General features: G+C 43.4%; 21 protein-coding genes and 3 pseudogenes. 13 read left to right on the forward strand and 11 right to left on the reverse strand.

Annotated elements, in window-relative coordinates; all coding sequences use genetic code 11:
• Positions 1-37 precede the first annotated feature (37 nt).
• Both OCU60_RS22235 and OCU60_RS22240 read right to left on the reverse strand, forming a co-directional pair.
• Positions 38-478 carry an immunity protein YezG family protein gene (locus OCU60_RS22235; RefSeq protein ID WP_074374381.1) on the reverse strand — a complete coding sequence of 147 codons (441 nt, stop codon included), beginning with the start codon at positions 476-478 and terminating at the stop codon, positions 38-40.
• Positions 478-6165: a hemagglutinin repeat-containing protein gene (locus OCU60_RS22240; protein ID WP_074374382.1), complete on the reverse strand. Its 5688-nt coding sequence runs from the start codon at positions 6163-6165 to the stop codon at positions 478-480. The genes OCU60_RS22235 and OCU60_RS22240 overlap by 1 nt, the downstream gene beginning before the upstream one ends.
• Positions 6166-6299: 134 nt before the next feature.
• On the opposite strand from OCU60_RS22240, the gene OCU60_RS22245 reads away from it, so the two are divergent.
• The gene (locus OCU60_RS22245) at positions 6300-6692 is read left to right on the forward strand and encodes a hypothetical protein (protein ID WP_074374383.1); all 393 of its coding nucleotides are present in this window, start codon (positions 6300-6302) and stop codon (positions 6690-6692) included.
• A 14-nt stretch (positions 6693-6706) separates the two neighbouring features.
• Here OCU60_RS22245 and OCU60_RS22250 read toward each other — a convergent pair.
• Positions 6707-6968 (reverse strand): annotated as a pseudogene (locus OCU60_RS22250) (transposase); the annotation flags it as partial.
• Between the two features lie 147 nt (positions 6969-7115).
• Between OCU60_RS22250 and OCU60_RS22255 the strand changes: the two are divergent.
• The 6 genes from OCU60_RS22255 (at position 7116) to OCU60_RS22280 (ending at position 12248) form a co-directional block, all read left to right on the forward strand.
• Entirely contained in the window at positions 7116-7745 is a 630-nt protein-coding gene (locus OCU60_RS22255; protein WP_074374384.1) for a helix-turn-helix transcriptional regulator, read from the forward strand.
• Between the two features lie 225 nt (positions 7746-7970).
• Positions 7971-8873: an AfsA-related hotdog domain-containing protein gene (locus OCU60_RS22260; protein ID WP_074374385.1), complete on the forward strand. Its 903-nt coding sequence runs from the start codon at positions 7971-7973 to the stop codon at positions 8871-8873.
• Between the two features lie 2 nt (positions 8874-8875).
• Positions 8876-9112, forward strand: a complete 237-nt coding sequence (locus tag OCU60_RS22265) for a phosphopantetheine-binding protein (RefSeq protein WP_074374386.1) — start codon at positions 8876-8878, stop codon at positions 9110-9112.
• A 2-nt stretch (positions 9113-9114) separates the two neighbouring features.
• Positions 9115-10341 carry a beta-ketoacyl-[acyl-carrier-protein] synthase family protein gene (locus OCU60_RS22270; RefSeq protein WP_074374387.1) on the forward strand — a complete coding sequence of 409 codons (1227 nt, stop codon included), beginning with the start codon at positions 9115-9117 and terminating at the stop codon, positions 10339-10341.
• A gap of 8 nt (positions 10342-10349) precedes the next feature.
• The gene (locus OCU60_RS22275; RefSeq protein WP_074374388.1) at positions 10350-11048 is read left to right on the forward strand and encodes an HAD family hydrolase; all 699 of its coding nucleotides are present in this window, start codon (positions 10350-10352) and stop codon (positions 11046-11048) included.
• Positions 11049-11084: 36 nt separating this feature from the next.
• Positions 11085-12248, forward strand: coding sequence for an MFS transporter (locus tag OCU60_RS22280; protein ID WP_074374389.1), 1164 nt, complete (start codon positions 11085-11087; stop codon positions 12246-12248).
• Here the strand turns inward: OCU60_RS22280 and OCU60_RS23065 are convergent.
• Together OCU60_RS23065 and OCU60_RS22285 are read right to left on the reverse strand one after the other, a co-directional pair.
• Positions 12249-12377, reverse strand: a pseudogene (locus OCU60_RS23065) (NAD(+)--dinitrogen-reductase ADP-D-ribosyltransferase); the annotation flags it as partial. It lies immediately after the preceding gene.
• Between the two features lie 263 nt (positions 12378-12640).
• Positions 12641-12955, reverse strand: a complete 315-nt coding sequence (locus tag OCU60_RS22285) for an NIPSNAP family protein (protein WP_074374390.1) — start codon at positions 12953-12955, stop codon at positions 12641-12643.
• Positions 12956-13259: 304 nt separating this feature from the next.
• Between OCU60_RS22285 and OCU60_RS22290 the strand changes: the two are divergent.
• Positions 13260-13379, forward strand: a pseudogene (locus OCU60_RS22290) (IS110 family transposase); the annotation flags it as partial.
• A 326-nt stretch (positions 13380-13705) separates the two neighbouring features.
• Positions 13706-14965, forward strand: a complete 1260-nt coding sequence (locus OCU60_RS22295) for a GGDEF domain-containing protein (protein ID WP_074374392.1) — start codon at positions 13706-13708, stop codon at positions 14963-14965.
• Between the two features lie 418 nt (positions 14966-15383).
• Here OCU60_RS22295 and OCU60_RS22300 read toward each other — a convergent pair whose 3' ends face one another.
• Both OCU60_RS22300 and OCU60_RS22305 read right to left on the reverse strand, forming a co-directional pair.
• On the reverse strand, positions 15384-16019 hold the full coding sequence (locus OCU60_RS22300) for a LysE family translocator (RefSeq protein WP_074374394.1): 636 nt from the start codon (positions 16017-16019) through the stop codon (positions 15384-15386).
• A gap of 66 nt (positions 16020-16085) precedes the next feature.
• Complete coding sequence (locus tag OCU60_RS22305; protein WP_074374395.1) at positions 16086-16754, reverse strand: hypothetical protein; 669 nt, start codon at positions 16752-16754, stop codon at positions 16086-16088.
• A gap of 431 nt (positions 16755-17185) precedes the next feature.
• On the opposite strand from OCU60_RS22305, the gene leuA reads away from it, so the two are divergent.
• Positions 17186-18871, forward strand: coding sequence for a 2-isopropylmalate synthase (gene leuA / locus OCU60_RS22310; RefSeq protein ID WP_074374396.1), 1686 nt, complete (start codon positions 17186-17188; stop codon positions 18869-18871).
• A 4-nt stretch (positions 18872-18875) separates the two neighbouring features.
• Here leuA and OCU60_RS22315 read toward each other — a convergent pair whose 3' ends face one another.
• Positions 18876-19649, reverse strand: coding sequence for an AraC family transcriptional regulator (locus tag OCU60_RS22315; RefSeq protein ID WP_074374397.1), 774 nt, complete (start codon positions 19647-19649; stop codon positions 18876-18878).
• 460 nt (positions 19650-20109) lie between these two features.
• On the opposite strand from OCU60_RS22315, the gene OCU60_RS22320 reads away from it, so the two are divergent.
• Together OCU60_RS22320 and OCU60_RS22325 are read left to right on the forward strand one after the other, a co-directional pair.
• Positions 20110-20256, forward strand: coding sequence for a hypothetical protein (locus OCU60_RS22320; protein ID WP_235862217.1), 147 nt, complete (start codon positions 20110-20112; stop codon positions 20254-20256).
• The gene (locus OCU60_RS22325) at positions 20240-20689 is read left to right on the forward strand and encodes a hypothetical protein (protein WP_074374398.1); all 450 of its coding nucleotides are present in this window, start codon (positions 20240-20242) and stop codon (positions 20687-20689) included. Before OCU60_RS22320 ends, OCU60_RS22325 begins: the two co-directional genes overlap by 17 nt.
• A 345-nt stretch (positions 20690-21034) precedes the next feature.
• On the opposite strand, the gene OCU60_RS22330 is transcribed toward OCU60_RS22325, so the two are convergent.
• Entirely contained in the window at positions 21035-21922 is an 888-nt protein-coding gene (locus OCU60_RS22330) for a HEPN domain-containing protein (RefSeq protein WP_074374400.1), read from the reverse strand.
• A 279-nt stretch (positions 21923-22201) separates the two neighbouring features.
• Positions 22202-23587 (reverse strand): SLC13 family permease, encoded by a 1386-nt coding sequence (locus OCU60_RS22335; RefSeq protein ID WP_074374401.1) that lies wholly within the window; start codon positions 23585-23587, stop codon positions 22202-22204.
• 283 nt (positions 23588-23870) lie between these two features.
• Between OCU60_RS22335 and OCU60_RS22340 the strand changes: the two genes are divergently transcribed.
• Positions 23871-24827: an AEC family transporter gene (locus tag OCU60_RS22340; protein ID WP_074374402.1), complete on the forward strand. Its 957-nt coding sequence runs from the start codon at positions 23871-23873 to the stop codon at positions 24825-24827.
• Between the two features lie 59 nt (positions 24828-24886).
• Here the strand turns inward: OCU60_RS22340 and OCU60_RS22345 are convergent, their stop codons facing one another.
• Entirely contained in the window at positions 24887-25798 is a 912-nt protein-coding gene (locus tag OCU60_RS22345; protein WP_228449071.1) for a spermidine synthase, read from the reverse strand.
• Position 25799: the final 1 nt, after the last annotated feature.

Below are 25799 nucleotides of genomic sequence, written 5' to 3' on the forward strand. Positions count from 1 at the left end.
AAACATGGGCGTGATACCAGAATAATGAACAGTCTCTTCAGGAACCGTATTTATCGACGCATTTCTTCCACTCTTCCTCTGGTATATATTTTTCTTCTGCTTCTTCCAAACTCAATTCACTGACCCGTTTCATAAACAAGCCTGGCCAGGAATCATCTTCTGGTATATACGCAAAGTCCATCTTAAATTTACCAGCTTCTGTCAATGTCGCTTTAAAATGTGTCCAAGGCTCTTGTTTATACGGTTCAGTTTTTTGTAATAGTTCAGCCTTGCTAAGAATAAATAGCTCAACATCCTCTGGATTTTCACCAAACTTAAACCAAGAAATTGAGCTATCTTTTTTTAACTTAAACTCAGTTGTACAACCTTTTGATTTAGGAAAAATATCACCATAAAAATAAATCTCCGAGGCTGTATGAGGCATTATATTCCAAAGAGATCTTCCTATTTCTGCATATATTTTTTGGTCGTCTGTCATTATTCACCTGTAGGAGTATTTTGCAGTATACGGGTAATTGTCTTACCACTGTTAGCCGAATACCTAACTTTAAAAGTATCAGGTCTCTTACTCTTACCTGAATATATCGGCTCTACCTTCACTTTCACAGAGCCTCCTTTACCAAGAATATTACGCCATTGTGTTTCAAGTTTGTACCACTCACCACCAGAACCGTTTAATTTTCCATTCATGGGTACCAAATTGATCCCCTCACCGGGACCACCAAACATAGAGGCAATCAAATGTCCACCGCAATCATCCGGGCTCCGACACTCTCGACCAGAAACTTTTTGCTGGTAAGTGTTACGATCCCAAGGATCTAATTTGAGATCTGCTTCCACCGAATTCACTCGTCCATCGGAATCAGTTTTATAACTATAACCATTTTCAAATTGATAGTGTGAATCTGGCTCCGGGTTGTTAGCCATCTTATTCCAATCACCTTTCACTCCCCGCTGTAAATTTATAGCTTGCTCTGTGTTATCTATGGCCCCTTGTGCAGCAGATTGTCCATCAAACTCCCCTTCAACAACCGACGACCCATTACCTCCCAAAGACTTCGGCACAGATTTACTATCAACAACGGCACTATCCAGCTTCCCACTCGCCTGCGCATACGACTGATATAGACCATCCATTTCTTGCTTCGACGCTTGAGTGATATCCACATCCCAAGCTTTTGCCGTGGCAATAAACTCCTCTTTGCTTAATTGCGCGACGCCTTTCTTACCCAATAACTGGGCGATATCTGCTCCTAAACTTGCAAGCCCGATTCCAGCTGAAGGGACTCCTGCCGCTGTAAATGCATTATCCCAGACTTCCTGAATTGCCCGCACTCGCTCACTGGTTGACGGATCCCGAATCATATCTGCCACACCCATAGTCGTGACATTGATCAATGCTCTCCCTAACGCATGATATTGTTCACGATCTGGACCGATAATGTCTGACATTCTGGATGTATTATCTTTCAGGAATTGAATGACTCTCGGATCCGTTCCCTGCTGTTGCAGCTTTTCAACAACGTAAGCCATTTTCTCAGAAGCCGCTGCTGGTGAATTAGCAACACCATCACCATAAGTCATCAGATAAGTGACATTATCAAGCAACGCATTCATCTGCCCTAATGTCATCTCATTCAAACGAGGCTCGGACTGCACTAATTGGGAGAAATTTTTGTAACCGCCATCTCTGACAATCTCAAAATCTAATTGGCTTACCGGAACATCTTTAATGGTATTCCAGTTGTTCTGTGTCAGAACCGAACCATTACCAATATGGCTGTTCACATCTCCCGGATTCAGGTCACCCAGCCCGGCATGCTCCAGCGCAAAAGCAAAGTTATCCTCGGCATAGCCACCAATCAGGTCAGAATATTCCTCATTCAGTGACGAGCTTCCTTTGTCAGAGACGGCTCCCTGAGCAGTCAACCCATGTGTCACCTCATGGGCAAGCGTCCGCATATAAGCCTGAGCATTTTTCATAGCCGCATCGTTAATCACGATATTGCTGCCGTTTTGCCCCATGTAATGCGCGCCCCCCATCGACTTATCGACAGCAATCACAAGCGCACTTTCTATACTGATATCGAAAACCTGTGCGTACGCCGCAGCGTAATCATTAATTGCCTGCTGTTTCTGGGCGGCCGTCGCTGTATTCAGATGATTCAGACGAACTGTAGACTCACCATTACGGCTGGCGACCAGCATTTCAACATCAAGCTCTTTCTGAACAACATCGACATGCTCAAGCGCATTACTCAGTGTGACCGAATCCTCTAAAGCGATATCCACCAAAGATTTCCCAGCCAATTTGTTCCGCTGTATATCCTCAGCAATCTCATTCTGACCGGTCTCACTCAGCCACCGGTGGTCAACCGTGACATCAACGTTGCCCTGCTGACGGTCCACTGAGTACAGGTCTTTCTCGGTATGCTCGACATCCCGGTTCAGACGCTCGGTATCATCACTGTGGTGTGTGTCCTCGATACGCAGCACGCCCTGTCCGACCGTCGCCAACGTTTTGCTCTTGTGATAACCGCTTTGATTGGTGTACTGATATCTCGATGAATTACGGGACGCGTCTATTTGAGTCGCACCATCCTTATCCGGGCCGATACTGACACTCGAGCTGACACCTGCATTGCGGCTGCTGGTATAACCGGTATTACTCAGGTCGGTATAGCTCAACGTGTCTGTTTTCAGATTGAGCTTTCCTGCGTCACTGCCGTCTTCATTCACCGTCGCAATCGTCGCGCCCTTGATATCGGTATTACCACCCACGGTGATATTGGCATCACCGCCGGAAGTAATATGGGTCAGCACGGTTTCCCGGCTATGTGAACGCCCGTTTGAGAGGTTCACACCGCTATTCACGCCCTGTAAGTTCCCGGCATGGTCAAAACCGCTCACAGCACCGCCTTGACCGACATCCCCACCGGAGAGGCCCACTCCACCACTGACAGAGCCGCCGTGATTGGTGCTGCTGTAACGGTTCTGTACCGAAGCCACATTCAGGTCACCGCCAACAGACATATCCAGTTGCTCATCTGCCGCAACGTCGGCACCGTTCACATCGGTATTACCGTCCGAGGTAATTTGAATATGATCGCCACTCAACACACTGTTGGTGTGGGTCTGACTGTTAGATACAGTCTCATTGCGGCTATAGCTGGCATCAAGGTTAATCCCGCTGTTCGCCCCGAATAGCGTCACCGAAGCACCGACATGCGCGGACTCGCTGCCATTGGTGTTGCTGCTTTGCTCATCCGACGCCAGCAGGCTCACCTGATTGCCACTGACAGCAAGGGTGTCATCCGCATGAATGACTGAGCCCTGAACCGTCGCTGACTGTCCGGCTTGGTGACCCGCCTCAATGGTGACATTCTGCCCCGACAATTGAGAGCCGACCGACGTCACCCGCTGTGACTGACTGTTTTGTTTGTCGGCATCAATATCCAGATGCAGCCCGGCATCAAAACCAAACGCCCCGGAAGTGATACTGTTTACCGCAGCATGACTTTGTTTGTACAAGAGCGTGGTTTTTGAAGTGACATTCTCCGCAGCCAGCGCAATGCCAGCGGCATACCACGCTTCATCCCCCTTGAGGTCTGAGACAAGGTCTTGTAGTTCCTCGATATCCTCAAAATTAACCCCCGGCTTTTTCGCTGCATAGTCAGCTTGCAGCGTCGCCAGCGTACCTTGCAGTGACGCCAGTTGTTTTTTGTACTGTTGATAATCTTGCTTGGCCTGTTTCAGGGCTTTAGTTGCTTCCTGAACGCCTTTGACCGCCTTCGCCACTTCAACAGACTGATGCTGAACCACGAGACTGGCTGCAGCTTTAGCGTGAACTTCTTTACTCTGGGTCTGCTCGGTCTCTTTGGCTTCCTGTATCAGGATATTGTCTGCTGCCAAACTCAAATCACCTGCACCGCTGCCATCTTGGTCTGCCGCGATCCGGCTGCCCATCACCGTCAGGTCGTTGGCTGCACTGAGTGATACATCATTGTTGGCAAGAACATTCGAGCCTGTCTGCGTCGTAGCTGTTGTCTGGTTATCCACCTGATCATAGGTCGCTTTACCAATTTGCAGCCGAATTTGACCATCGGTAATTTGCAGCGCCGATTCGGGGTGACTCAGCATCTCAAAAATCGGTATATCCACACTGATTTTCTTATGCTGTGAGGTCTGGTGAATACGATTCTGTGCCGAACGAATATCCAGATGACCGGTATCCGCTTTCAAGACCGTATCTTCACCAGCGACGACATCGGAGCCCACCAGTGCGATACTGCCGCCCTGAATGTTAACGTTGCCGTGTGAGGCGATCTGGCTGCCCTGTGCGGTACTGCTTTGCATCCCTTCGCGATCTGAGGACATCTCCATCAGATGTCCGCCACTGAGGAAGCTGCTCTTTTCATCCCACTGCTGAGTTTGGCGCAGGATGTTATCTGCGGTCACCAACACTTCATCCAGCGCCTGCATGTTGACATCACCACCGGCACTGACGGTACTGGCGATCACCCCGATATCGTTACCGGAGTTGATATTGATATGGCTGGCCGCGATGGTGTTGGCACCTTCGAGCAGCGTCGCATCGTCCAGATTACCGCGGTTACTGCCACTCAGGCCGCCGAAGCCTTTTTTGATGGTCTGGTTGTATTCGTATTCACGGTACTGCTGCGCAGCCAGAATCACATCGCCGTCGGCACTGAGGTTGATAGTATCCCCGGCATTGAGGTTCGAGCCGACCACCTGAATATCACTGTCGCCACCGGCCAGCTTGGCTTTGGTATATTTTTGTGCCTTGATAGTGATCTCACCACCGGCGGCAATCGAGCTACCGCGGACGGTTTCTTTCAGGCTTTCATGAATAGTGGTTTTCGAACGGCCGAACGATTTTTTATGGGTATGCTTGGAATACGAATAATCGCTATCGTTTACCGCAAGGACATTGACATTACCTTTAGCCGTCAGTGTTGCATCATTGGTTGCGCTGATATGTGCCCGGGACAATGTAATATCCTGCCCGGCGTTGACTTCTACATGGTTAGCCTGAGCCGATGCGCCCTGATGGCGAATCGATTGGGTAATATCAACCCCACCATTTTGATAGAACACTCTGCGCTTATCCTTTTGGATTGCGCTAAATTCAACATTCTCTCCCGCATTGAGAGACAGATTATTCGCGGCCTGAAGCGCTGCGCCCTGATTGACGATATCTTTGCCGACACCAATAGTCAGGTCATTGCCGGCGCGTATTGAACCAAGCCTGCCCACATGTGTATCAACCCAGTCATCCAGATAGGTATCCGTTTGAAATTCGGTCGAATTGATGAGGCTGCCCTGAGCACTGGTTAGAGAGACATTATCACCGACAATCGTGCCACTTTTATTAATGATATTGCCTTGGGCGTCAACAGACAGTGTTGTATCGGCCTGAATATCACCGCGCTCATTGGCTAATGTCCCGGTGTTGATATCAACCCGGTTACCAGCCAGTAACGCACCATTTGAAATATCATTCACTCGTGCTTTCGCCAGATACAATCGAGGGGCTAATACTGTTTGTCCGCCGACTTCTGTATATTCATACCAGAGAATGTCATGGGTTAAATTTGCCACCTGCTCGGCCGTCAGTGCATGACCGACCGTGAGCGCGAGTGATTGCTGCTCTTTGGCAGCGTTATCCATCAACTGCGCCATCTGCTCAGTATCACTTCCGACACTCTGATTCAGATAACGCTTTCCTGTTTGCTCAAAAATCATTTGAGTGATGATTCGTGTATCATAATACGCATCACCGAGAAACTTCACTGCTTGAGCAGGATTATAATTCACCTGACTTCTGAAATAGTCCGACCCCAAAAATTGCGCTTTATCCGTAAAAATGGGATCAGTCTCTATGACATAGTGACTATCTGGCTCTGTTGAAATAATAAATAACTGATCAAGTCCCTGAGGCAAGAGCTCCGATGGCATCACCTGTCTGCCGTGACTTGTGGTGGGTTGTAAGACACCCGTTGTCGCGCCTGTCGGTTGAGCACTCATCGGTGGCGGAGTAACACCACCACTCATCACCGAGTTATTCGTTTGGGCAGCATTGATCGTTAAATGATTGGTTGCAGTAATGGACGACTGAATATTCGACTGGGGGCCAATCGGCACATTTTCACGCGTTCCGATTCTTCGGTAATGGATGTCTTTTCCTTTACCACCATTAGGATCAACGATGCTGCCTGTTCTGCTCGCTCGGAGCTGACCACCAGCAATTTCTTGTAATGTTCTGAAGGAGTATTGGTATGCAGATTGATACCTCGCAGTTTCCTCTGGTCTGGACGCGATTCAACGCGCCGGGCACCGATCCCGAAGCCTCGCCTTTTGCCGAGTTCGAGGCATTACTCGCTCGCAAGAGCGCCTTTGTGCTGCTCAACGACGAGGGGCTTGATAAAGGCGATCACGAACATTCGCCGGATGAAATGAAACAAACATCGCGTTGGATGAAACGTAATAAAAGCGAGTTGAAAGCCTTTGTGAAAGCTGCGATCTACATCGAGCCGAATATCGCCAAGCGAATGGCAACGAAAGCGTTCGCCTCGGTATATGAGAAGTTCTGGGGTTATCCAATGCTCATGGTTGCCACCAAGGACGAAGCGCTGGCCCTGGCGCAGAAGTTTTTGTCAGACGAGACCTGAAAAATCCTTCCGTGATTGCCTGACAGGCACATAAAGGTGACATTATTGATGCAGGCTCGTTCAATCCGTCGGCTGGATAGATAGCATGCCGAGCGAGTAGGCGTAAAATATAATTTTAAGCATGATCGAAGGAGGATAAGCGGCCGCGCCATGTTTCTCGTTATGGTAAAGCGCATCAAATGGAGATAAATCTAAGCGTTTATCGACGATGTGAGAAATGGCGTACTCAATGGTTCCCGGAATTAATTGCTCATCGATGATGACAGGAACAAACATGAGCTATTTACTTCACCGTCTTTGAGTACTTCGGAGTTTAATTCGGGAATAAACAATAAGTTATCATATGTGCTCCGTAGTGTTTTTAAAATTAATCGACTATAATCGCTAATATTTTAACTCCATCAACAACTAGACTCCAAGAATATGAATGATTCAGACTATAAAGATTTTTTTGATAAATATATACTAGCATTAAATATCCCTTACTATTCCATATTTTTTCTTGATACATTAACAACAACTCATGCGATTTCGAATATGTCTCATAAATGGTTAGATGAGTTTCTGGCTCTAAAAATGGATCTAAATAGCGACATCATCATTAAGTCACACCATAAATTGACTCCCTTCATTTGGACTATTGGAGATATAAAAAATAGAAAGTTATTAAATTTAGCCACTAGCTATAACATTACAATGGCTGCAACTTTTATTATAAAATCAAAAACTAAAACCATTCTGTTTAATCTATACCCAGGGGATGATCGAGAAAAATTTCTTTCAATTTTTAATTCCCAAAAATCAAAAATTCAGTTTGATTTACTTAGTTATTTTGATGATATTTTATTAGATGAATTTAATATTAAAATTTCTGATAGAGAATTAGATGTATTAAACTATCTTAAAATAGGAAAGACAAATGAAGAAGTTGCTTTGATATTGGGAATAAAAGAGAGAACCGTAAGGTTTCACTGTCATAATATATTGGATAAATTCAATGCAAATTCGATAAAATATGTAATATTTAAAGCGACTAAGTTAGGTATTATATAAATGTTGGATTTTGAGTTCCTGCTTTTGTTCTTTGGTTAGAGTCATTTTCATGGCTGTGAGCCATGATTCTCTGCTCGGATAAAATCAAGTATCTTCAATGATATGGGTATAATCATATTAAACATCTTTCTATTTTATCTTTAACCTGTCGTACTAGACAGTTGTTTAAAATATTAATTGGATGAAAATAAGCTCATTGAGATTGATATTGAGAACAGAGAAAAAATGGAAAGTATTGGTAAATTAACTCATATCTGTAACGATAGGCAGATTTACATTCAAAACATAAAGTCTACAGACACTAACACATTTGAATTTACCATAAAAAATCCGTTAAGCCATTTCCATTTTAATGACTTTTACTGGTCTCAAGATCGTATTGATCCTCTGTATTTACTGGAATGCTGTCGTCAGGCAGAGACCTTTATAGCTCATAAATACTTTAATGTTGGATTTGAAGAAAAGTTTATTTTCAATTGTTTTTCGTTATCTTTGCGTGAACAAAATAGTCTTCTATTATTAAAACATGGAGAAATAAAGGGTTGTATTTACTCAGAAATGAGTACAAACGCTTGTACAAGAATGCGAAATAATGTGTATGTTTTCACAATATTCGTAAGTAACATCGAAGTTTGCGCTATTACTTTGTCTGCTTCCTATTTAAAAAAACATGTGTATCAAAAAATACGCAATTTAAATTTTCTTAGAAAAAACCTTGAATTTAATCTAGATGATAATGTGAATTGCAAATTAGTAGGATATATGAATCAATTAAATTCAATAATATCCTTAAATAATAAAAATAAAGCGTCTATAGTTATTAATAAAAACAACCCCATATATTTTGACCATAAACAAGATCATATAACAGGGATGAATATAGTAGAAGGGTGTAGACAATTTTCTTTTTATTGTGTAAAAGATAAATTCCCAAATAAATTAGATATTTTTGAGATCGATGAAATTAATTCTGAATTTTTTAGTTTTGTGGAACTGTATGCAGAAGCTGTTATTATCCTTAAAGAATTAATCGTTATAGCAAACAAAATTAAATTAATTTTTTCTATTGAACAAGAAAGTAAAACTAAGTGTTCAGTATCAGTTGTTTTAAGAATTAAGGAAAATTAATCATGAATAATAATGAAAATATTGTAGTTGGAATATTAAAAGAAGAATTAGGATTTTTAGAGATTGAAGATTTTGGTATTACTTTTGATGAAATGGGGCTTGATTCAATTGCGTTAATTGAACTCAAATGTGAACTATCTATCCGTTCTGGAATTTCAGAAGACACCTTAAGTGTTAAATGCAATGACACAATTAACACAATCAGCAACCAGTTATCCGAAATGACAGAGGCTGCATAGTCGTGGACAAAGTGAAAGTAGCAGTAACCGGGCTAGGCATTGTGAATTCAGCTGGCTTAAATGTCGAAGAAAGTTGGGCGAACGTATTACAAGGTAACCCCATGGCAAAGATAGATGAGCGGCTTGACGGTCTTTCTGTTAATTGGAGTTGTCCCATAGTTGGCTTCAATGAGCGTTCATCTATTGATCCTAAATTGATGTGGAGAATTGATAAATTTGTTCAATATTTACTGGAAGCCAGCAACGAGGCCATAGCTGATTCTCAATTAGATATAAATGAAAGTTATTCAAAAGGAACAAGGGTTGGTGTTGTCGTTGGAAATTCATTAGGCGGTGTAGAAACTCTTGAAAAGAGCCATTCCAAATTTCTTGAGAAAGGTGAGAGTGGTGCTAAAGCATCGATGATACCAGCTGTGATGGGGAATATGGGGGCTGCACAGATCGCATGTTTACTTGGAATCAAAGGTCCTGTTATTACGATTAATACCGCTTGTGCTTCTGGAGGAGATTCTATCGGTATAGCGAAAAATCTTATAGAAACAGGTAAATGCGATTCGGTAATTGTTGGCTGTAGTGAAGCCCCAATTACCCCCTTGATTGTCTCATCATTTAATAGATTAAGGGCTTTATCAACAAACTCAGATTTAAAACATTCTTCACGACCATTTGATCAGGAACGGGATGGATTTGTTATATCAGAAGGTGCTGGGGTACTAATCGTTGAAAATGAAAAGATGGCAAAAGCAAGGAACGCTTTCATTTATGGATACATTAGTGGTTATGGAACTTCTAATGATGCTTATCATGTTACCACTCCTGCCCCTGAAGGGGATGGTTTAAAAAGAGCGGTTCAAATGGCGTTAGAGGATGCTGGTTTATCAGCCAATAAAATAGACAGTATTAACGCTCATGGCACATCTACGCACTTAAATGATGAAACTGAAGGAATAGTGTTTAAGTCGATTTTTCCTCATCGTCCCGTAGTGACATCTACGAAGGGAGTTACAGGACATAGTTTGGGCGCAACTGGCGCGGTAGAAGCAATCTATTCAGTTTTATCACTTTCACAACAGAGGATTCCTATGGTTAGCGGTTTAGTTAATCCGGATTCCAGCATTGATCTTAATCTAGCTACGGAGACCATAGATAGAGCACATATAAGAAACATTTTAAGTAGCTCAGTTGGTTTCGGTGGACAAAACTCAGTAATTATCTTTTCAAAAAAATAGGATTAAAAATGAACAATCTAAAAAAAATAAAGTTATTTGCAATTGATTCTGATGGTGTCTTACTTAATGACACTTACAGTCCAGTGATTAAACAGTTCGTGGAGAAAAGAGGCATTGAATATACAGCAGATATCGAAAGACATGTATGGGGTTCTCCTCAGGTTGTTGCGGGACACAATATGGCATTAGCCTGCAAGCTTCCTTATTCCGGTGAAGCTACGATTAAGTCGTTTTTTAAAGAGCGTGATTTATACCTTAAATCTCATCCAGTAGAAGTTATGGAAGGCATTGAACACTCATTGGCACTTCTTAAAGAAACTGGTGCGAAAATTGTCTGCTATGGAGGCAGAAACAAAGAATACAGTTTTGATAAATTTCTTCATCAATTTAAAGGCTATTTTGATCTTGAAATTCCTTATGTTGATATTAATGCGTTTCGACCAGGCGTGTATGAAATTGCTCATGATATTTTTGGCTATAATTTCGATGAGGTTGTTTATTTCGATGATATAAATCGAGTGGCCGAAGTTTGTAAAGCATTTAAAGCTGGATTCATCGGGGTTCCTGCTAATCAGTCTCATAATTTTCAGAAAGCCGAAATGGAAAAAAATAACGTGAAGTTTATGGTTGATAAGTTTTCAGAATTAAATGAAAGCATTATAAATGATGTAGATTGTTTGTTGGCACAGGGGAGTTTCTGGGACTAATTATAAATGGATTGAACTAATATCATAGGACGTTATATGAAAAACAAAATATTAAGTTTTATTTTACCGATCATTTGCGGCTTAACTGTCGCAAATATGTACTATGTCCAATCAATCTTTCCAGAGGTTATGCATGCTTTAGATATTAATTATAAAAGCACTGCTATGATTTACACAATGTCGTTAATTGGTAATGCTTGCTCACTAGTGTTTATTGCGCCTTTAGGAGATTTTATAAACCGCAAAAAACTGATTTCATTCTTATATATCATTCTGGCCATTGCTAGTATTGGTGCCAGTTTATCTTTAAATATCTATGAAATGTATGTTGCTGCATTCTTCCTTGGGGTTGGGGTTGCTATCATTCCGATAACAATTTCCTATCTAAGTAAAAATAAAAATTTTGGACTAAGTTATATTGGTAAAATTATGTCCGGAGTGTTATTAGGCGCCCTAATATCACGTTTTCTATCTAGTGAATTCTCAACAATCTGGGGATGGAATTCAATTTATATATTCTCATTTGCCGTAATGTTGTTCTCTCTAATTTTTGTTGCTTTGATGCTACCTAATGACCAGATAGAGAAGACCAAAGAAACTGGTTATGGGAAAATGCTTGGTAGTACATTTTCCCTGTTAATAAGCAATAGTACCGTTCGTAAATATAGTCTGTATGGTTTTTTTGTTATGGCTGTCTTTGCTTCATTTTGGAATAATATTTCGTTCAGTTTGTTTGATGATTATCATCTAACTCAGACTAATATTGGGTTGTTTTCATTAACAGGTGTAGCCGGGGCATCAGCTGCAATGTTTGCTAGCAATATATTGAGGAAGTTAAATTATGATAGTATTTCTTTATTTGTATTAATGTTCATTTCTTTTGCTGTTCTTGCAGTTATTAATTACAGTTTAATTACACTAATAATCGGTTCAGTAGTCATTGATGCAATGATTCAGCTAATACATGTAAATAATCAAACAAACATGTATAAGAACTGCGAAGGAAATGAATCCCGGGCGGCAAGTTGTTATATGACCACTTTTATTTTGGGTGGTGTAGTTGGGTCAAAGGTTTCATCAATTTGCTATATTTCATATGGGTGGCAAGGTATTTGTGTAATGTGTGCTTGTATCGCAATTATTTGCCTGATTCCATTTAAAGAGAAAACTACTGAGAATAATATTAAATTAACTCATTAGTCATAATGCCAACTGATACAACCCACCCAAGACCCTAAACGCCTGCTCCCCTTCCAGACTACCCGGTAATAGGGACTCAAAACAGGCGATTTGGGGTAACGGTATTTGAACTAAGTATATTTTAGAACCAAAACGTGACTCAACCCAGTGCCTGCTCCAAAATCCATAAGATGCATACTTTTATGAAAGTTTAGATTTTTAATTATAGAATTTGCAATGTTTGTAACATTTTAAACTCTATTGTCATCTTTTTCGTATGACTCTGCTCTCTGTTCAAAACATCTCTATTCATAGAACATCCCTTGATTTTGTATAACACCCCTAATAACTGACAAATGGCCAGCCGTTATTTGTACAGTGAATTTAATTGTTAAATTTATGCTTACCAAGCATTACTTAATAGGAGAAAAATTAGCAGCAGATAGTATTTTCGACTCCTGCTTCTCTAGCATATTCATTGCTTCAGGAATAAATTCAGTTAACCATTCAGAATCTTTATATAACTCAATTCTTTTTTGAGACCTTTCATTCAAGTCATGATACGACCATATATGGATCACCTGATTAAGTTCGCCTATTTCGGTATGCCAATACCCAACCAAAGTGGCATATTTAGATATAATAGGCATTCCGATCGTTTCAAAATGATTTATATAATTATTTAACTGCCCAATCTTTATCGTGTAAATTCTCATTTCAAATATCATAAATATCCCTTAACAATTAACACTAAAATCTAACGCCGCCATAATTTCCCGCTTGAAGCACTGCGTAAAGCGATCAAATTGATGGCTTTGTTAAATGCTGACTCGTGAGACCCAATTTTGAATTTCTTAGCCGTAACATAGTTTGTCGTCAGCTAAAGTGGTAAGGCTATCCTGCATAAATCGGTTACCCACGCTACAGTATTAACCACAATACTTGAATAGCCTTAGTAACTCGCTTTTGAGCCTTCTCCCTCACCACATCAGCGGTATGCTTAAGGTGACCAAACCAACAGGAGAAAACTCAATGAAATGCTATAATAACTCACATCCATACTATTGTGGTATCGACTTGCACGCTCGTTTACTTTATATCTGTATTCTTGACTCACAAGCTAATATCATCGTTCATAAAAAGATTGCCGCCCGACAAAACTCCGAGCCAATATCGAAGATGGACATATCCATCCTCGATGTCAAGACGTGCACATGATGAAACATCCCGATACAATTGACGTCAGAGTAGTTTTGACAACCCCCATAGGACTTCTAGATCCGTTACGCGTCTTTATACGCAGTAAATGAACTAGTATTACATTTGCTTTCACCTACAATTAAATTTGTTGTGTAGACTATACTGAGTGGTTTATAAATAATACAGAGCCGTAAGCGGGTCATGCCGAATTTTTAGCAAAAGAAATAAACCGGATCAGACCTTACAATTGATGCAATTTTCGCCGGATAGTGCTTTATATGTTCATTTATTCCCTACGTTTTAAGCTAATCATGCTTCCCGTGATCTGCAGTCTGTTACCTGTGGCGATCATGATTTTGATCACGCCTTCGATGGTGGAAGAGCGTTTTTTAAAGCAGGCAAGCAATACCCATCTGGGACGTATGGCTAGTGATATTCAACGTTTTGCTGAACAGTCAGATGACTGGGGAACCCGCGAGTCTGCTCTGCGGTTTTATCAACGAGCACTGGATCGTGTGGCCCAAAGTCAATCGCGAGGCAAGGCACCACCTCCCCCGGGGGGGCCGCCCCTAGCATCTGAAAATATGCGTTTTGTTTTAGCCGATCCGAATGGCCACGTGATTTTGCCTTTTTTTGGATTTGAAGCAGGGCAAGTAATGACTCGTCAGGAGCTATCCGAAGCCACGCCTTTGTATAAGGATCGCGTTTTACAGGGCTATGCCTTGGCTCGTGGTAAGGCAGCGCTCTCCCCCAAAGATGAGTCGTATCTGGCGACACTACAAAAGACTCTACTGATATCTGCGTCCATTGCTGTTTTCGGTGCTTTTCTTTTTGGTTTTGCCATAACGTGTTCTATTCATAAACGTGTTCACTCATTGATTGCAGCAACACGCCACTTAAGCGACCGGAAAAAGCCTCAGCTACTCAATATGCGAGGTAAAGATGAGGTTTCGTTATTGGCTCGGGAGTTTGATGCCATGTCAGTCAAACTGACTGAACAGCATCAGCAACTCAGAGAATCGAATCAGACAATTGCTGCACAGGCCAACGCTTTGAAAAAGCTGAGCTACACCGATGAACTAACCAACCTTGCGAATCGCCGGTTCTTTAACGAACAGCTTGCCGCTTGGCAGGCCAGCAACATGGACGAGTTAAGCCTGATTTTGTGCGACGTCGATCACTTCAAGCGAGTAAACGATAATTTTTCCCATGACATCGGAGATCAAGTACTTCGCCAAGTAGCAAATTTATTAAAGCAGAATACCCGAGAGCAGGACGTGGTTGCCCGGATTGGCGGGGAAGAATTGGTAATCTTAATGCCACATACATGTAAAGAGCAGGCATTAGATATTGCCGATAGGATTCGCCACTCGGTAGAGCAAAATGAATGGCATAAAATTGCCCTGGGACTGAAGTTGACGCTTAGTTCTGGGGTCAGCAGTACTGCGGAACTTGATGATCCTGAGCGTATCTTAGAAGTTGCGGATGAACACCTTTACCGTGCAAAAGATTTAGGGAGAAATAGGGTTTGTAGTTAATCAGTCTCGTACAAAGTCATCATTGACGGCAGAGTCGTTTGTTAGTTTTTTATTAGCACCTTTTGATAAAAAATTTTATCAATCCCTTTTACCAAATAGTCCTTATAACGACCAACTTCCTTGAAACCATGAGACTCATAAAATTTGGGAGCTTGAAACGTATGCGTATCAACTGCGATATTCCTGATTTATCCCGAACAAAAATAGCAAAAGACTCATCTGTTATTTCAGGTACAAATCTTTGATTAAAATCGCTTAATCCTTGATAGATACAATCGATGTCCTCAGCATTTGGCGACTGAGTAAAAATGATATCCACAATGATTTCTCCGTAATCTGATTAAACAACTAACGCCTCGCATCACCGGGAAAATGAAGTTGCAGAGCGGCACTGCTTTATTTTTTACGAGTGAATGCGTTAGCTTTGCTTGCTCAGGGCTAACTTAAGACCAAAGCCGATAAACAAACTACCAGTTAACTTATTAAGAGCATGAGTTATAAGCTTATTATGTTTTATTTTCACACTAAGTGTTGATGAAGACCAAGCTAAAAAATGACACCAAACCATACCATTAACATTGAAAACGACTCCTAAAAATATAAATGCGAGTGCTTTACTTGGTGCATCATGAGAAATAAATTGAGGAACAAATGCAAGAAAGAACAATGCAACTTTAGGATTTAAAACATTAGTCAGAAACCCTTGATAGCATATTTTTGATAAGGAGGCCTTTTGCTGATCAGATGATCTAGCCGTATTATCGCTTTTTTTACTCAGTAACATTGAAAATCCGATATAGAGAAGATATACACAACCAATTATTTTTACTACTGTAAAGGCAATTGCAGATGTAGCTAAAATTGCAGATAACCCAAAAGCAGCTGCTAATATATGAACTAACGTGCCAGCTCCAATGCCCAAAGCAGCTGACGATCCAGCTCGGAAACCTTGGCTAGCACTTCTGCCTATAATATATAAAGAATCTGGACCCGGTATAAAATTCAAAGCTATTCCTGATATTACAAATAGCCAAAGATCATGCACTCCAAACATTAATATTTACCACCATACTAAATTAAAAATAACGCTAGCAACAGCAGCAAACTAGAGCCTAAGCGATTAGTTTGTCTGATGATTGCTCTTGTTATGCGTAATTTCACGAATCGCATCGATTAAACCATACACAAGCAACGAACTTTGAACACGGGCTGCTGGGTGCGCATACATTACAACAGGTTTATTCTGCTGATTTACGAACCACTTTACGCCTCTTGAAGTTTCATAAACTTGTTCATCGTTTAAATCCAAAGCAAACCGTAAATCCCATCCAGTGCCACAACAAATGGTCAAATCAGGATTATAAATTTCATATTGCTCTTTAATAAACTTCTTGTCTTCAGCTACAACCGCATCGAAATCAGCTCGTACCGTTGTATGAGTGCCAGGAGACTTCTTAAGGTTCATTGCACATATCGTCCGTAAAGTATCAATTCTTTGCTTTTTAGAAATTGATTCAAAATTAGCCCATGGAATATCATCATTACCATGATTAATGCTTTTAACCCAACGGGTTACATTATTCCATGTTTGAGAACAAGAGCCAGCACGGATGAATTCTCTTAAATCCCAGCCACCACCATGCTCATCGTTCACTTCTTTAAGAACAAAACAAAGTTTAATTTTAGAATTTAAATAATCTTGTTCCGAAACAACGCCATCAGTAACAAAACCAACTCGGTTACTTTCCCACTGATGAAATAACTCTGACTCTCTTTCTTTAATGCTCATAAGTCCTCATTCTCCCCAAACATTCGATTCATGGCCGTAATCTTGAAGCCATGAAACGCGAATTTGCAAATTATCATCTTCAAAGTATTGCTCAAAATTTTTACTACTCATTAGATTATTTTCTAAATCTAGCTGGGAATCCAAACTCGGCTGGACTCATAACAGTTATTAGACAGCATCTTGCCGTATAACATCCCAGCATTGTGCTGTCTAAAATCTGCCGCTCGCTCTTTTATCAGTGAACTTGAGATAAGATTCTCTCTCCTTTCTCTGCAAAGAAAATCAATAAAATCTGAATCATTAGGGCGAAAATGCCATGAGGTGACTGTTTTGTCCAAAACCCGACGATTCCTGTCAACTTCTGTTCAGATATGATCCACAAACCCTTCTAGCATGAATGTTCCCTTTCCTAACCTATGGACAGATTCAACATGCTAGCCACGCCATCAGACAAATATGTACCCGCACCGGTCATTCGTTTTCCGCAAAGAACTTGGCCGTCAAAACAGTTAGAACAAGGCCCCCGCTGGTGCTCGACCGATTTAAGAGACGGCAACCAGTCGTTAGCCAACCCGATGAACATCGATAAAAAATTGAAGTTTTTTGATCATCTGGTGACGTGTGGATTTAAGGAGGTTGAAGTGGCATTTCCGTCTGCATCACAAACGGATTTTGACTTTGTCCGCCAGTTGATCGACAACGCATTGATTCCTGATGATGTGACCATTCAGGTGATTACCCAATCCAGACCGGACTTGATCGAGAGAACCATTGAGTCACTGATCGGTGCTGCCAAGGCCATTGTTCACTTATACAATGCCACCGCACCGGCTTTCAGAGAAATCGTCTTCAATCAAGACAGACCAGCGACGTTAGTGCTTGCGGTCAAAGGCGCGCAGCAGATCAGAGCATTATGTGAACAGCATCCTGAAACGCAATGGACACTGGAGTATTCACCGGAAACATTTAACTTTACCGAGCCGGAATTTGCCCTTGAAATCTGTCAGGCCGTCGCCGAAGTATGGCAACCTTGTGAGGCTCGCCCCCTGATTATTAACCTGCCAACGACTGTTGAGCGCAACACCCCGAATGTATTTGCCGATCAGATAGAGCACTTCATCCATAACTTTCATTCATTGGCGCATGTCACCATCAGTGTGCATCCGCATAATGATCGGGGCACGGGTGTTGCCAGCGCTGAACTGGCGATGCTTGCCGGTGCGACGCGGGTCGAAGGCTGTTTGTTCGGCAATGGCGAACGCACCGGAAATGTTGATTTGGTTACGCTGGCCTTAAACCTCTATTCACAGGGGATCGACCCGCAATTACGCTTTGCCGACATTCAAAATACGGTTGAACTGGTCGAACAGTGCAATCAATTGCCAGTGCACCCGCGTCACCCCTATGCGGGCAGACTGGTGTTTACCGCTTTCTCCGGATCTCACCAAGATGCGATCAAAAAAGGATTTACCCGCTATCATGCGCAACCACTCGGCCACTGGAATATCCCTTACTTACCTATCGACCCGATGGATCTGGGGTGCAATTATGAAGAAGTCATTCGCGTCAATAGTCAGTCAGGTAAGAGCGGTGCCGCGTGGTTACTACAAGAAAACCATGGCTTGGTGCTACCGAAGATGCTTCAGGTTGATTTAAGCAAAAGAGTGAAAAATCATACTGACAGCACCGGCAGTGAAATGAATATTGCACAGTTATGGCAACTGTTCAGAACCTCATATGGGTTAGTCAGCCAGCCTTTGATGAGCTTGCAGCGCTATCACAGCCAACCGACAGCGGACGGACAAAAGATTGAGGCGCAGATTCGTTACCACGACCAAGATATCGTCTGTGTCGGATGCGGCATCGGACTGATGTCGGCCTTATTAACCGGGTTAATGCAGCAGTTTGATTGCCAAGCTAATGTGGTTGATTACCACGAGCACACGCTGGGCACACAAACCCACAGTAAAGCGGCGAGTTATGTGCAGCTTCAGTCCACGATGTCTAATGTCAGTATTTTTGGCGTTGCGATTGAAGAGGATGCCACCAAAGCGTCGTTACAGGCATTGCTAAACGCCTATGCGCAACTCTTGCGAGCTCCCGCAAGCTTCGCCTGATGCATTAGCGGGCTAATGGCATTGTCGGTGGACAATATTCACTCGGAGACAACCCGGTGCGGCTTTTAAACATTGCGCTAAATGCACTCGGGCTGTCATAGCCAATCGCTAATGCGGTATCTAACACGCTACAGCCACTGGCTAACAGTTCCAGTGCATGGAGTAATCGCTTCTGACGTAACCATTCGGTAAAGGTTAACCCCAGTTCTTGCTGGAATCGGCGTGATACCGTCCGCTCGCTTTGGCCGAGCGATTTCGCTGCATCAGAAGCCGTCCATGGATGCGAGAGACGCTCAGAGATGTTGCGACAGAGCGCCACCAACGCTTCAGAACTTGGATAAGGCAGATAAAAATCAATCGGGTCCAATCGGCGTAACTCGTCCAGAATCAACTCAAATATGCGCTCTTCGCGTGTCCCTGCCATGCGAATGTCGGGCAGAGCAACCGCCTCCACAATTAAACAGGTCAACAACGGGGAGACCGTCGATAACACACAAGTATTCGGCAGATCAGCCCGCGCCATCGGGTCAACAAACAGCGTACGAACGCGAACCTCACCGGTAATTCTGAGGCTATGGGAAACACCTGCCGGGATCCACAACCCCTTATTGGCGGTCACCACCCATGACCCTGTTTGCGTATCCACGCGAATCACCCCATTGAGCGCATGTAAAAACTGGGCGCACTGATGGATGTGAGGCGCTTCAATGTCCCCGTGCGCATAATTGTGTGCATAAGCAATAATTGGCGGCCCTAACGCTTCGTCACAAAATTTCATCCATCATCACACTCATCCCGACCCGTTTCAGGTATTTAAAGCCAATCACGAACAGGTTGTCAAACTCAGCCTTGGCGCATTGAATGCAACAAAAGGCATAGTGCGATACGTCAAAGTCAGTGCCTCAATGAACATTCCGTTAATAACCACATCTATTTTCCAGCAACATATCGCATAACCGCAAATTGCCCGCCTTTAAGACTGTGATTGATGAACAATTGCAGATAACATACTCATTTGAGCTCATTCATACAATTCAAATAGAACATGGCAAAACTGGGATATTGTGAAATCGATAATTTAAAGTTGAGTCGTCAGAGCAAACGTGCTGTATTTGAGATTCATGACATCATGTATCATGCTAATCTTTTCAGTACTGCTATGGGCTCTATCCCGTTTGTTCAGATTTTTATGAGTCCGAGTATCACCAGTAGCCCACTGGAGACTGGGATCAATATTCATGAATATGATTGGCAAACATTTAGCGATGAGTGCTGTGCCGAAAATCGTTCGCTATAAAATCCGCTCTGTTGCAGAACCCATGAGTTGGTATACAGGTGGAAAAGAAGGGGAATTTTGGAGATATATCAGTGAAGCCGCGTTATAGCATTTTTTATATATTCATGATGCTGCTGAGTGGTTGTACAAATCGAGTCAATAGTGTTCAAGCCCTCACCCAATGGGACAAAGCTTATGGTCAGTGTCTCGCTCAGGAGCAAAACAGTCCTGTCAGATTTCCTGAAGATAATGCTTGGTTTAATTCACTCAGCTCAATCCAGAAGAAGCATGTTGTGCTGTATATTTATCAGGAAAAGATGTATCAGTGCTCGGCTCGACAACAGGCCCAGCTTAAGCAAGCACTCACTGCTGAAAATAACCAAACCCTATTGAAACTCTTTCGTGACATGAAGTTCTTGAGTACACCGGATAAAACACTGGTTGAGAATATTGATCCTGCCCAACTGCACAGACTGAGCCAAAATATCTCCATTTTCAATTTAGGGAAAGTTGCCGCCCAGCTTCATTTCCGTGAGCGATGAATATACATTGAGAAAGCTTGGTGTCGATGAAGCAAAATTGATTGTTCATGCAATCGCTGTTGCAGGACTACTCATGTTAGCGCCACTCAATTCATGTTTCCGACTCGTTTATAAACGGGAGCTTAATATCAAAATACTTTACGCGATCCCTCTGTTAGCTGGCTGTTTATCCGCTTTCCTTAATTTTCAGATATATCAACAAATTATAACGCCACAAGGGTTGGTTGAATGCCCGAAACAAGCGGGCTACAAAAAGAATTTACTCAGGAATTATGTAAAAAATATCCAACAGTGTGAAAAGTTCTAATCGACTGGAGATCGACAATGTTCAACCCAAACACCATCTCAATTGTCATCATTCCCCAGCCGCGCCTGACACAGCCGTTCCACCAGCGCTTTTAGTTTCTCCACTTCATCTTGTAAATAGGCCAGCTCTTCTGAGGTGATTTCATAGTGCATTGAATAACGCGCATCGATATAGGCGCGTTGCAGACGGCGGAAGCTGCGGCGGTGGAATTTATCATCCATCGGGAAAATGTCGGCAAACGCGAGATCCTGACTGGCACAGTATTTTTTCAGCTTTTCAATATTATGCGTTTTCGGCAGATAGTTGGTCAGCACCAGTAAGGTACAGGCAAAAAAACGTTCTGTCGCTTGATGTAAAAGGAAAGCCGATTGAGCAAATTTTTGTTTATCCAAAGAAAATTGAAATAATTCAAGGAAATCGGAAGCGCTGGCAAACCAATGACCATAATGCTTTTGCGCGATTTGATGCATTTCAGCTTCACTCAAATTACCCGGCTCGGCCAGCGCTCTTGGTGTCGCGGCAAAGATTTCTATCCCTTCCTGACGGATATCCTTAAAAAAGTAGTGACCTTGCCGCAGCTGTTCATTGACTTCCTGCCAAGTGTGAACAATCAAACCTAACGGCGCACTTTTCACTTTACGGTCGATCTGATCTTCTGCCCGGCGCCAGATTAAATCTTCTTCCACCAGTGCGGGCTGATTCACAATCACCAAGATGTCATAGTCGCTGACATAACCATTCGGAATATCACTCACCCAACCGCCTTTGGCATGGCTACCGAACAGAATGATTTTCAGGATCTTGAACTCAGACTTACTCCCCTGCTTGTTGGCGATGAAATCATCCAACGTATCGCGCAGAATGGTCGAAATCAGCCCCAGCTCGTGCTGTTTTCGTTCAGGAAGGTGGTCGAGAGCAGTCTTCATATTGAATGATTTTAACCAGTTAGCCGACAATGCCCCTAGTGTGGCGAGGCGCCGGACAAATGTCTATGCCTTTGTCCGGGGTTCACCGGAGTAACGATTTAAATCTGCGAGTCAGGACAAAATAAGGTGCCGAGAGTGATCAGGACTTAAGTAGCAGACATTAATATGCCGTCCGCCAAACCAATGAAAGGGAGCTATGCAGCTCCCTTCTCTCTCATTCCTGCATCATATCTTCATGATCAGGATTCTGTTGGGGGTCACCCAGCGCTTTACGCTGCCCTACCAGAAGTACACCGCAATCAGAGTAAGCAGAATAATACAGGCGATATTTAAATAAATACCGACTCGCATCATCTCGGACTGCTGAATATGACCTGAGGCAAATACAATGGCGTTCGGCGGTGTGGCGACTGGCAGCATAAATGCACAGGATGCCGCAACCGCGATTAATACCGAGAGCAACACCGGTGAAACCCCGAACGCTTCGGCAACACTGGCAAAGACCGGAATCAATAACGCCGCACTGGCCGTATTACTGGCAAACTCAGTCAGAAAGACCACAAATGTCGCGATGATGATCACGATCCAGAGCATCCCGAGGTTTGAAATCATACTGCTCAGTTCGTGGGCAATGAAGACACTGGTTCCGGTATGCTTGAGGACATTACTGAGACAAATACCCCCACCGAACAACAGTAAGACCCCCCAGTCTGCGGTTTTTTCAATTTCTTTCCAGTGTACCACCCGGGCGAAACTCACCAGAATAATCGCACTAAGTGCAATGATAGTATCAAACGATTTGAATCCGCCCAGCATGGCGTTGATTGGTTTACTGAATATCCAGAAAAACACCACCAGCGCAAAAATACCGAGCGTCACAACCTTGCCTTTATCCCAATCCACCGGTTCATGGTTCAGTTCAAAATTACCGGACAAATCAGGCTTAAGCAACAGATAGAGAATCCCAATCATTACCGGCAGCATGACCACCGTGGTTGGCAAACCAAATTTCATCCAGTCGATAAATGTTAACCCGACTTGGGCAGCGGCTATCGCATTCGGTGGACTACCGACGACAGTCGCTATCCCACCGATACTGGCGCTATACGCAATCCCTAATAAGACGAAAACATAAGTTTTATGGCCTTTGTCTGCATCGACTTTACTCAGAATGCCCAGCACCAGTGGCAGCATCATCGCGGTTGTCGCAGTATTACTGATCCACATCGATATCACCGCAGTGACACTAAACAGCATAAAAACCGCGACACTCATTCTGCCTTTCGCCATCAAGAGCACTTTATCGGCAACCACTTTATCCAACCCTTGCTGGTGCATGGCTGCGGCTAACGCAAAGCCCCCCAGAAAGAGATAAATAATCGGGTTGGAAAAGTAGCTCAGCGCGGTGGTGGTATCAAATACACCGAACAATACCGAGAGAACCGGGACCAGAACGGCGGTCACCGTCACATGGAGTGCTTCGGTTAGCCACAACACCGCAATGAAGGCGAGCAGGCTGATCCCCAGTACCACATCAGGCTGAAACGGTAAGTTAAAATAAAGTAACAAGAACAGCACGATATCGATCAAGATAATGATACTATTACGGTTTAAAAACCATTCTCGGGTGTTCGCGGGGAGAGGGACATTATCGTTTTTATTCATTAGACTTCCTTTTATTTGGGCTATGTTGAACCTCAACAATCCGACTGGAAAAGGTCAGTGAGATGACCATCCATGACAAGCGGTTGTGAGTTATTATTGAATCAATTGCGCAATAAGCAACATAAACAATTAATGACATAAGACATACCTTGGTTCTGTTACGCGAGTCAATAAAAGCAGTTATCTCCGTAAAAATGATAATGATTTGATTCACCGGTCAGCAATTTGCGGCCATGATGCAGAGGCGAATCAATCATAGCTTCACATACCAATCAGGAACGTTATGGATTTACTACTACAACAACTGCAATTCTCACTGTCGGTGACCGGCCCGATCTGTCTGATGCTCTTTTTAGGGATTTATTTTCGACGCAGTCAGCTCATCGATGACCATTTTATTGAAATCGCATCGCGCCTTGTATTTAAAGCCACGCTCCCGACGCTACTCTTTCTGAGTATTGTCAATTCCCCACATGATGTGACCAGCGGTGGCTCATTGGTGCTCTATGGCGTCATCTCTAACTTTGCTTTTTTCCTGTTGATCACACTGGTGGTCAAATATTATTTCAAGCGCGAGGCCGATCAAGGGGTAATTATTCAAGGCGCTTTTCGCGGCAACAGCGGCATTATCGGGCTGGCTTTGATTGCCAATGCATACGGACCCGACGGTTTGGCTCAGGCCGCACTGTATGTGGCAGCAATAACGCTGCTCTTTAACGTACAGGCGGTCATCACGCTGACCCCAAAAGGCAGCCAGTCGGGGATGAAGGTACTGGTGATGGTGGGCAAAACACTGACCAAGAATCCGCTGATCATCTCCATATTATTGGGGCTTGGCTTCTCTCAACTCAATCTGACACTGCCGTATGTCGCCAGCACGGCCGGGCAATATTTCGCCAATATGACCCTGCCATTGGCACTGATTTGCGGTGGTGGGTCACTGAATATCCGTCAACTCAATCATGATAAAGCTCCGACTTGGTCGGCGACAGCGTTCAAATTACTCGCCTGCCCGATTCTGATCACCTTCGGTGCCTGGATCTATGGGTTCCGCGGCCCTGAGCTGGGCATCATCTATTTATGTAGTTCCGCACCCTCCGCTGCCGCCAGCTATGTGATGGCACGCGCAATGGGCGGAAACGCGACACTGGCCGCCAATGTCATTGTGCTGACCACTTTATTGTCGCTGTTAACCACCACGCTCGGTGTGTTTGTGTTGTCATCACTGGCGCTGATCTAGTCGATCAAAAAGGCAGTCTTGAACAGACTGCCTCAACAACATAGGCCGATAACAAGCGATTACAATAGGTTTGCCGGAGAATACTGATCGGTTAAAGGCCGGGCGGAGCGGTCCCAGTCTGCCTTGGTGGACATCAATGACGGGAACCGTTCGATCAAGACATCATAAGGGGCTAATAGCTTTGCCAATGGCTTCGCACGCTCTCGCATGACTTGTCGGGAAGGCAGCGGCTGTTTACCATTACCGACAATGATGATCCGGTTACCATAGTTTTGTTCCTGTTTAACTTTGAAATTAAAGAACGGACCAAACACCTGACGATAGGTCTCGGATTCATGCGCATAAAGCTGACTGGACGACCAAGTGTTTGCCACCAACACGCCATCCTTGGTCATGAGTCGTTGCACTTCTTGTAAATATTCCCGGGTCATTAAATGCTCCGGAATATAGTCACCGGTAAACGCATCGAGAATAATAAAGTCATATTTTTTCTTCCGGAGAATGGCACGTTTGACAAAAACGCGTCCGTCCGCAACGGACACCGAGGTATGCGGCGTTTCTTTAAAATGAAAGTAATCCCGCGCAACTTTCACCACGCCCGGATCCAATTCCACCACATCCAATGCAGCGTCAGGGTAAAGCTGCGTCAACACATTCGGAATCGAAGCACCGCCCAGCCCAATCAACAGTATCCGCTGCGGATGAGGATTCATTAACAACCCGCCCATCACCATCTGACTGTATGAATACACCAGCCGATGATCGTGCTCGTCTTGATACTGACAGGTCTGCACACTGTCGCCTTTGACCAATGCAAACACCAAACAACGCAACCCATCTTTCTCAACCACCGCAATATCCCGATAGAGCGACTTCTGGGTATAGATCACTTCACTCTGAGCGGAAAACCCAACCACGAACAGCAATACAGGCAGCCAGATACGTACCGATAACATCGTCTTCAACATCATT

Origin of the sequence: Vibrio spartinae (assembly GCF_024347135.1) — a bacterium.
GTDB lineage: Bacteria > Pseudomonadota > Gammaproteobacteria > Enterobacterales > Vibrionaceae > Vibrio > Vibrio spartinae.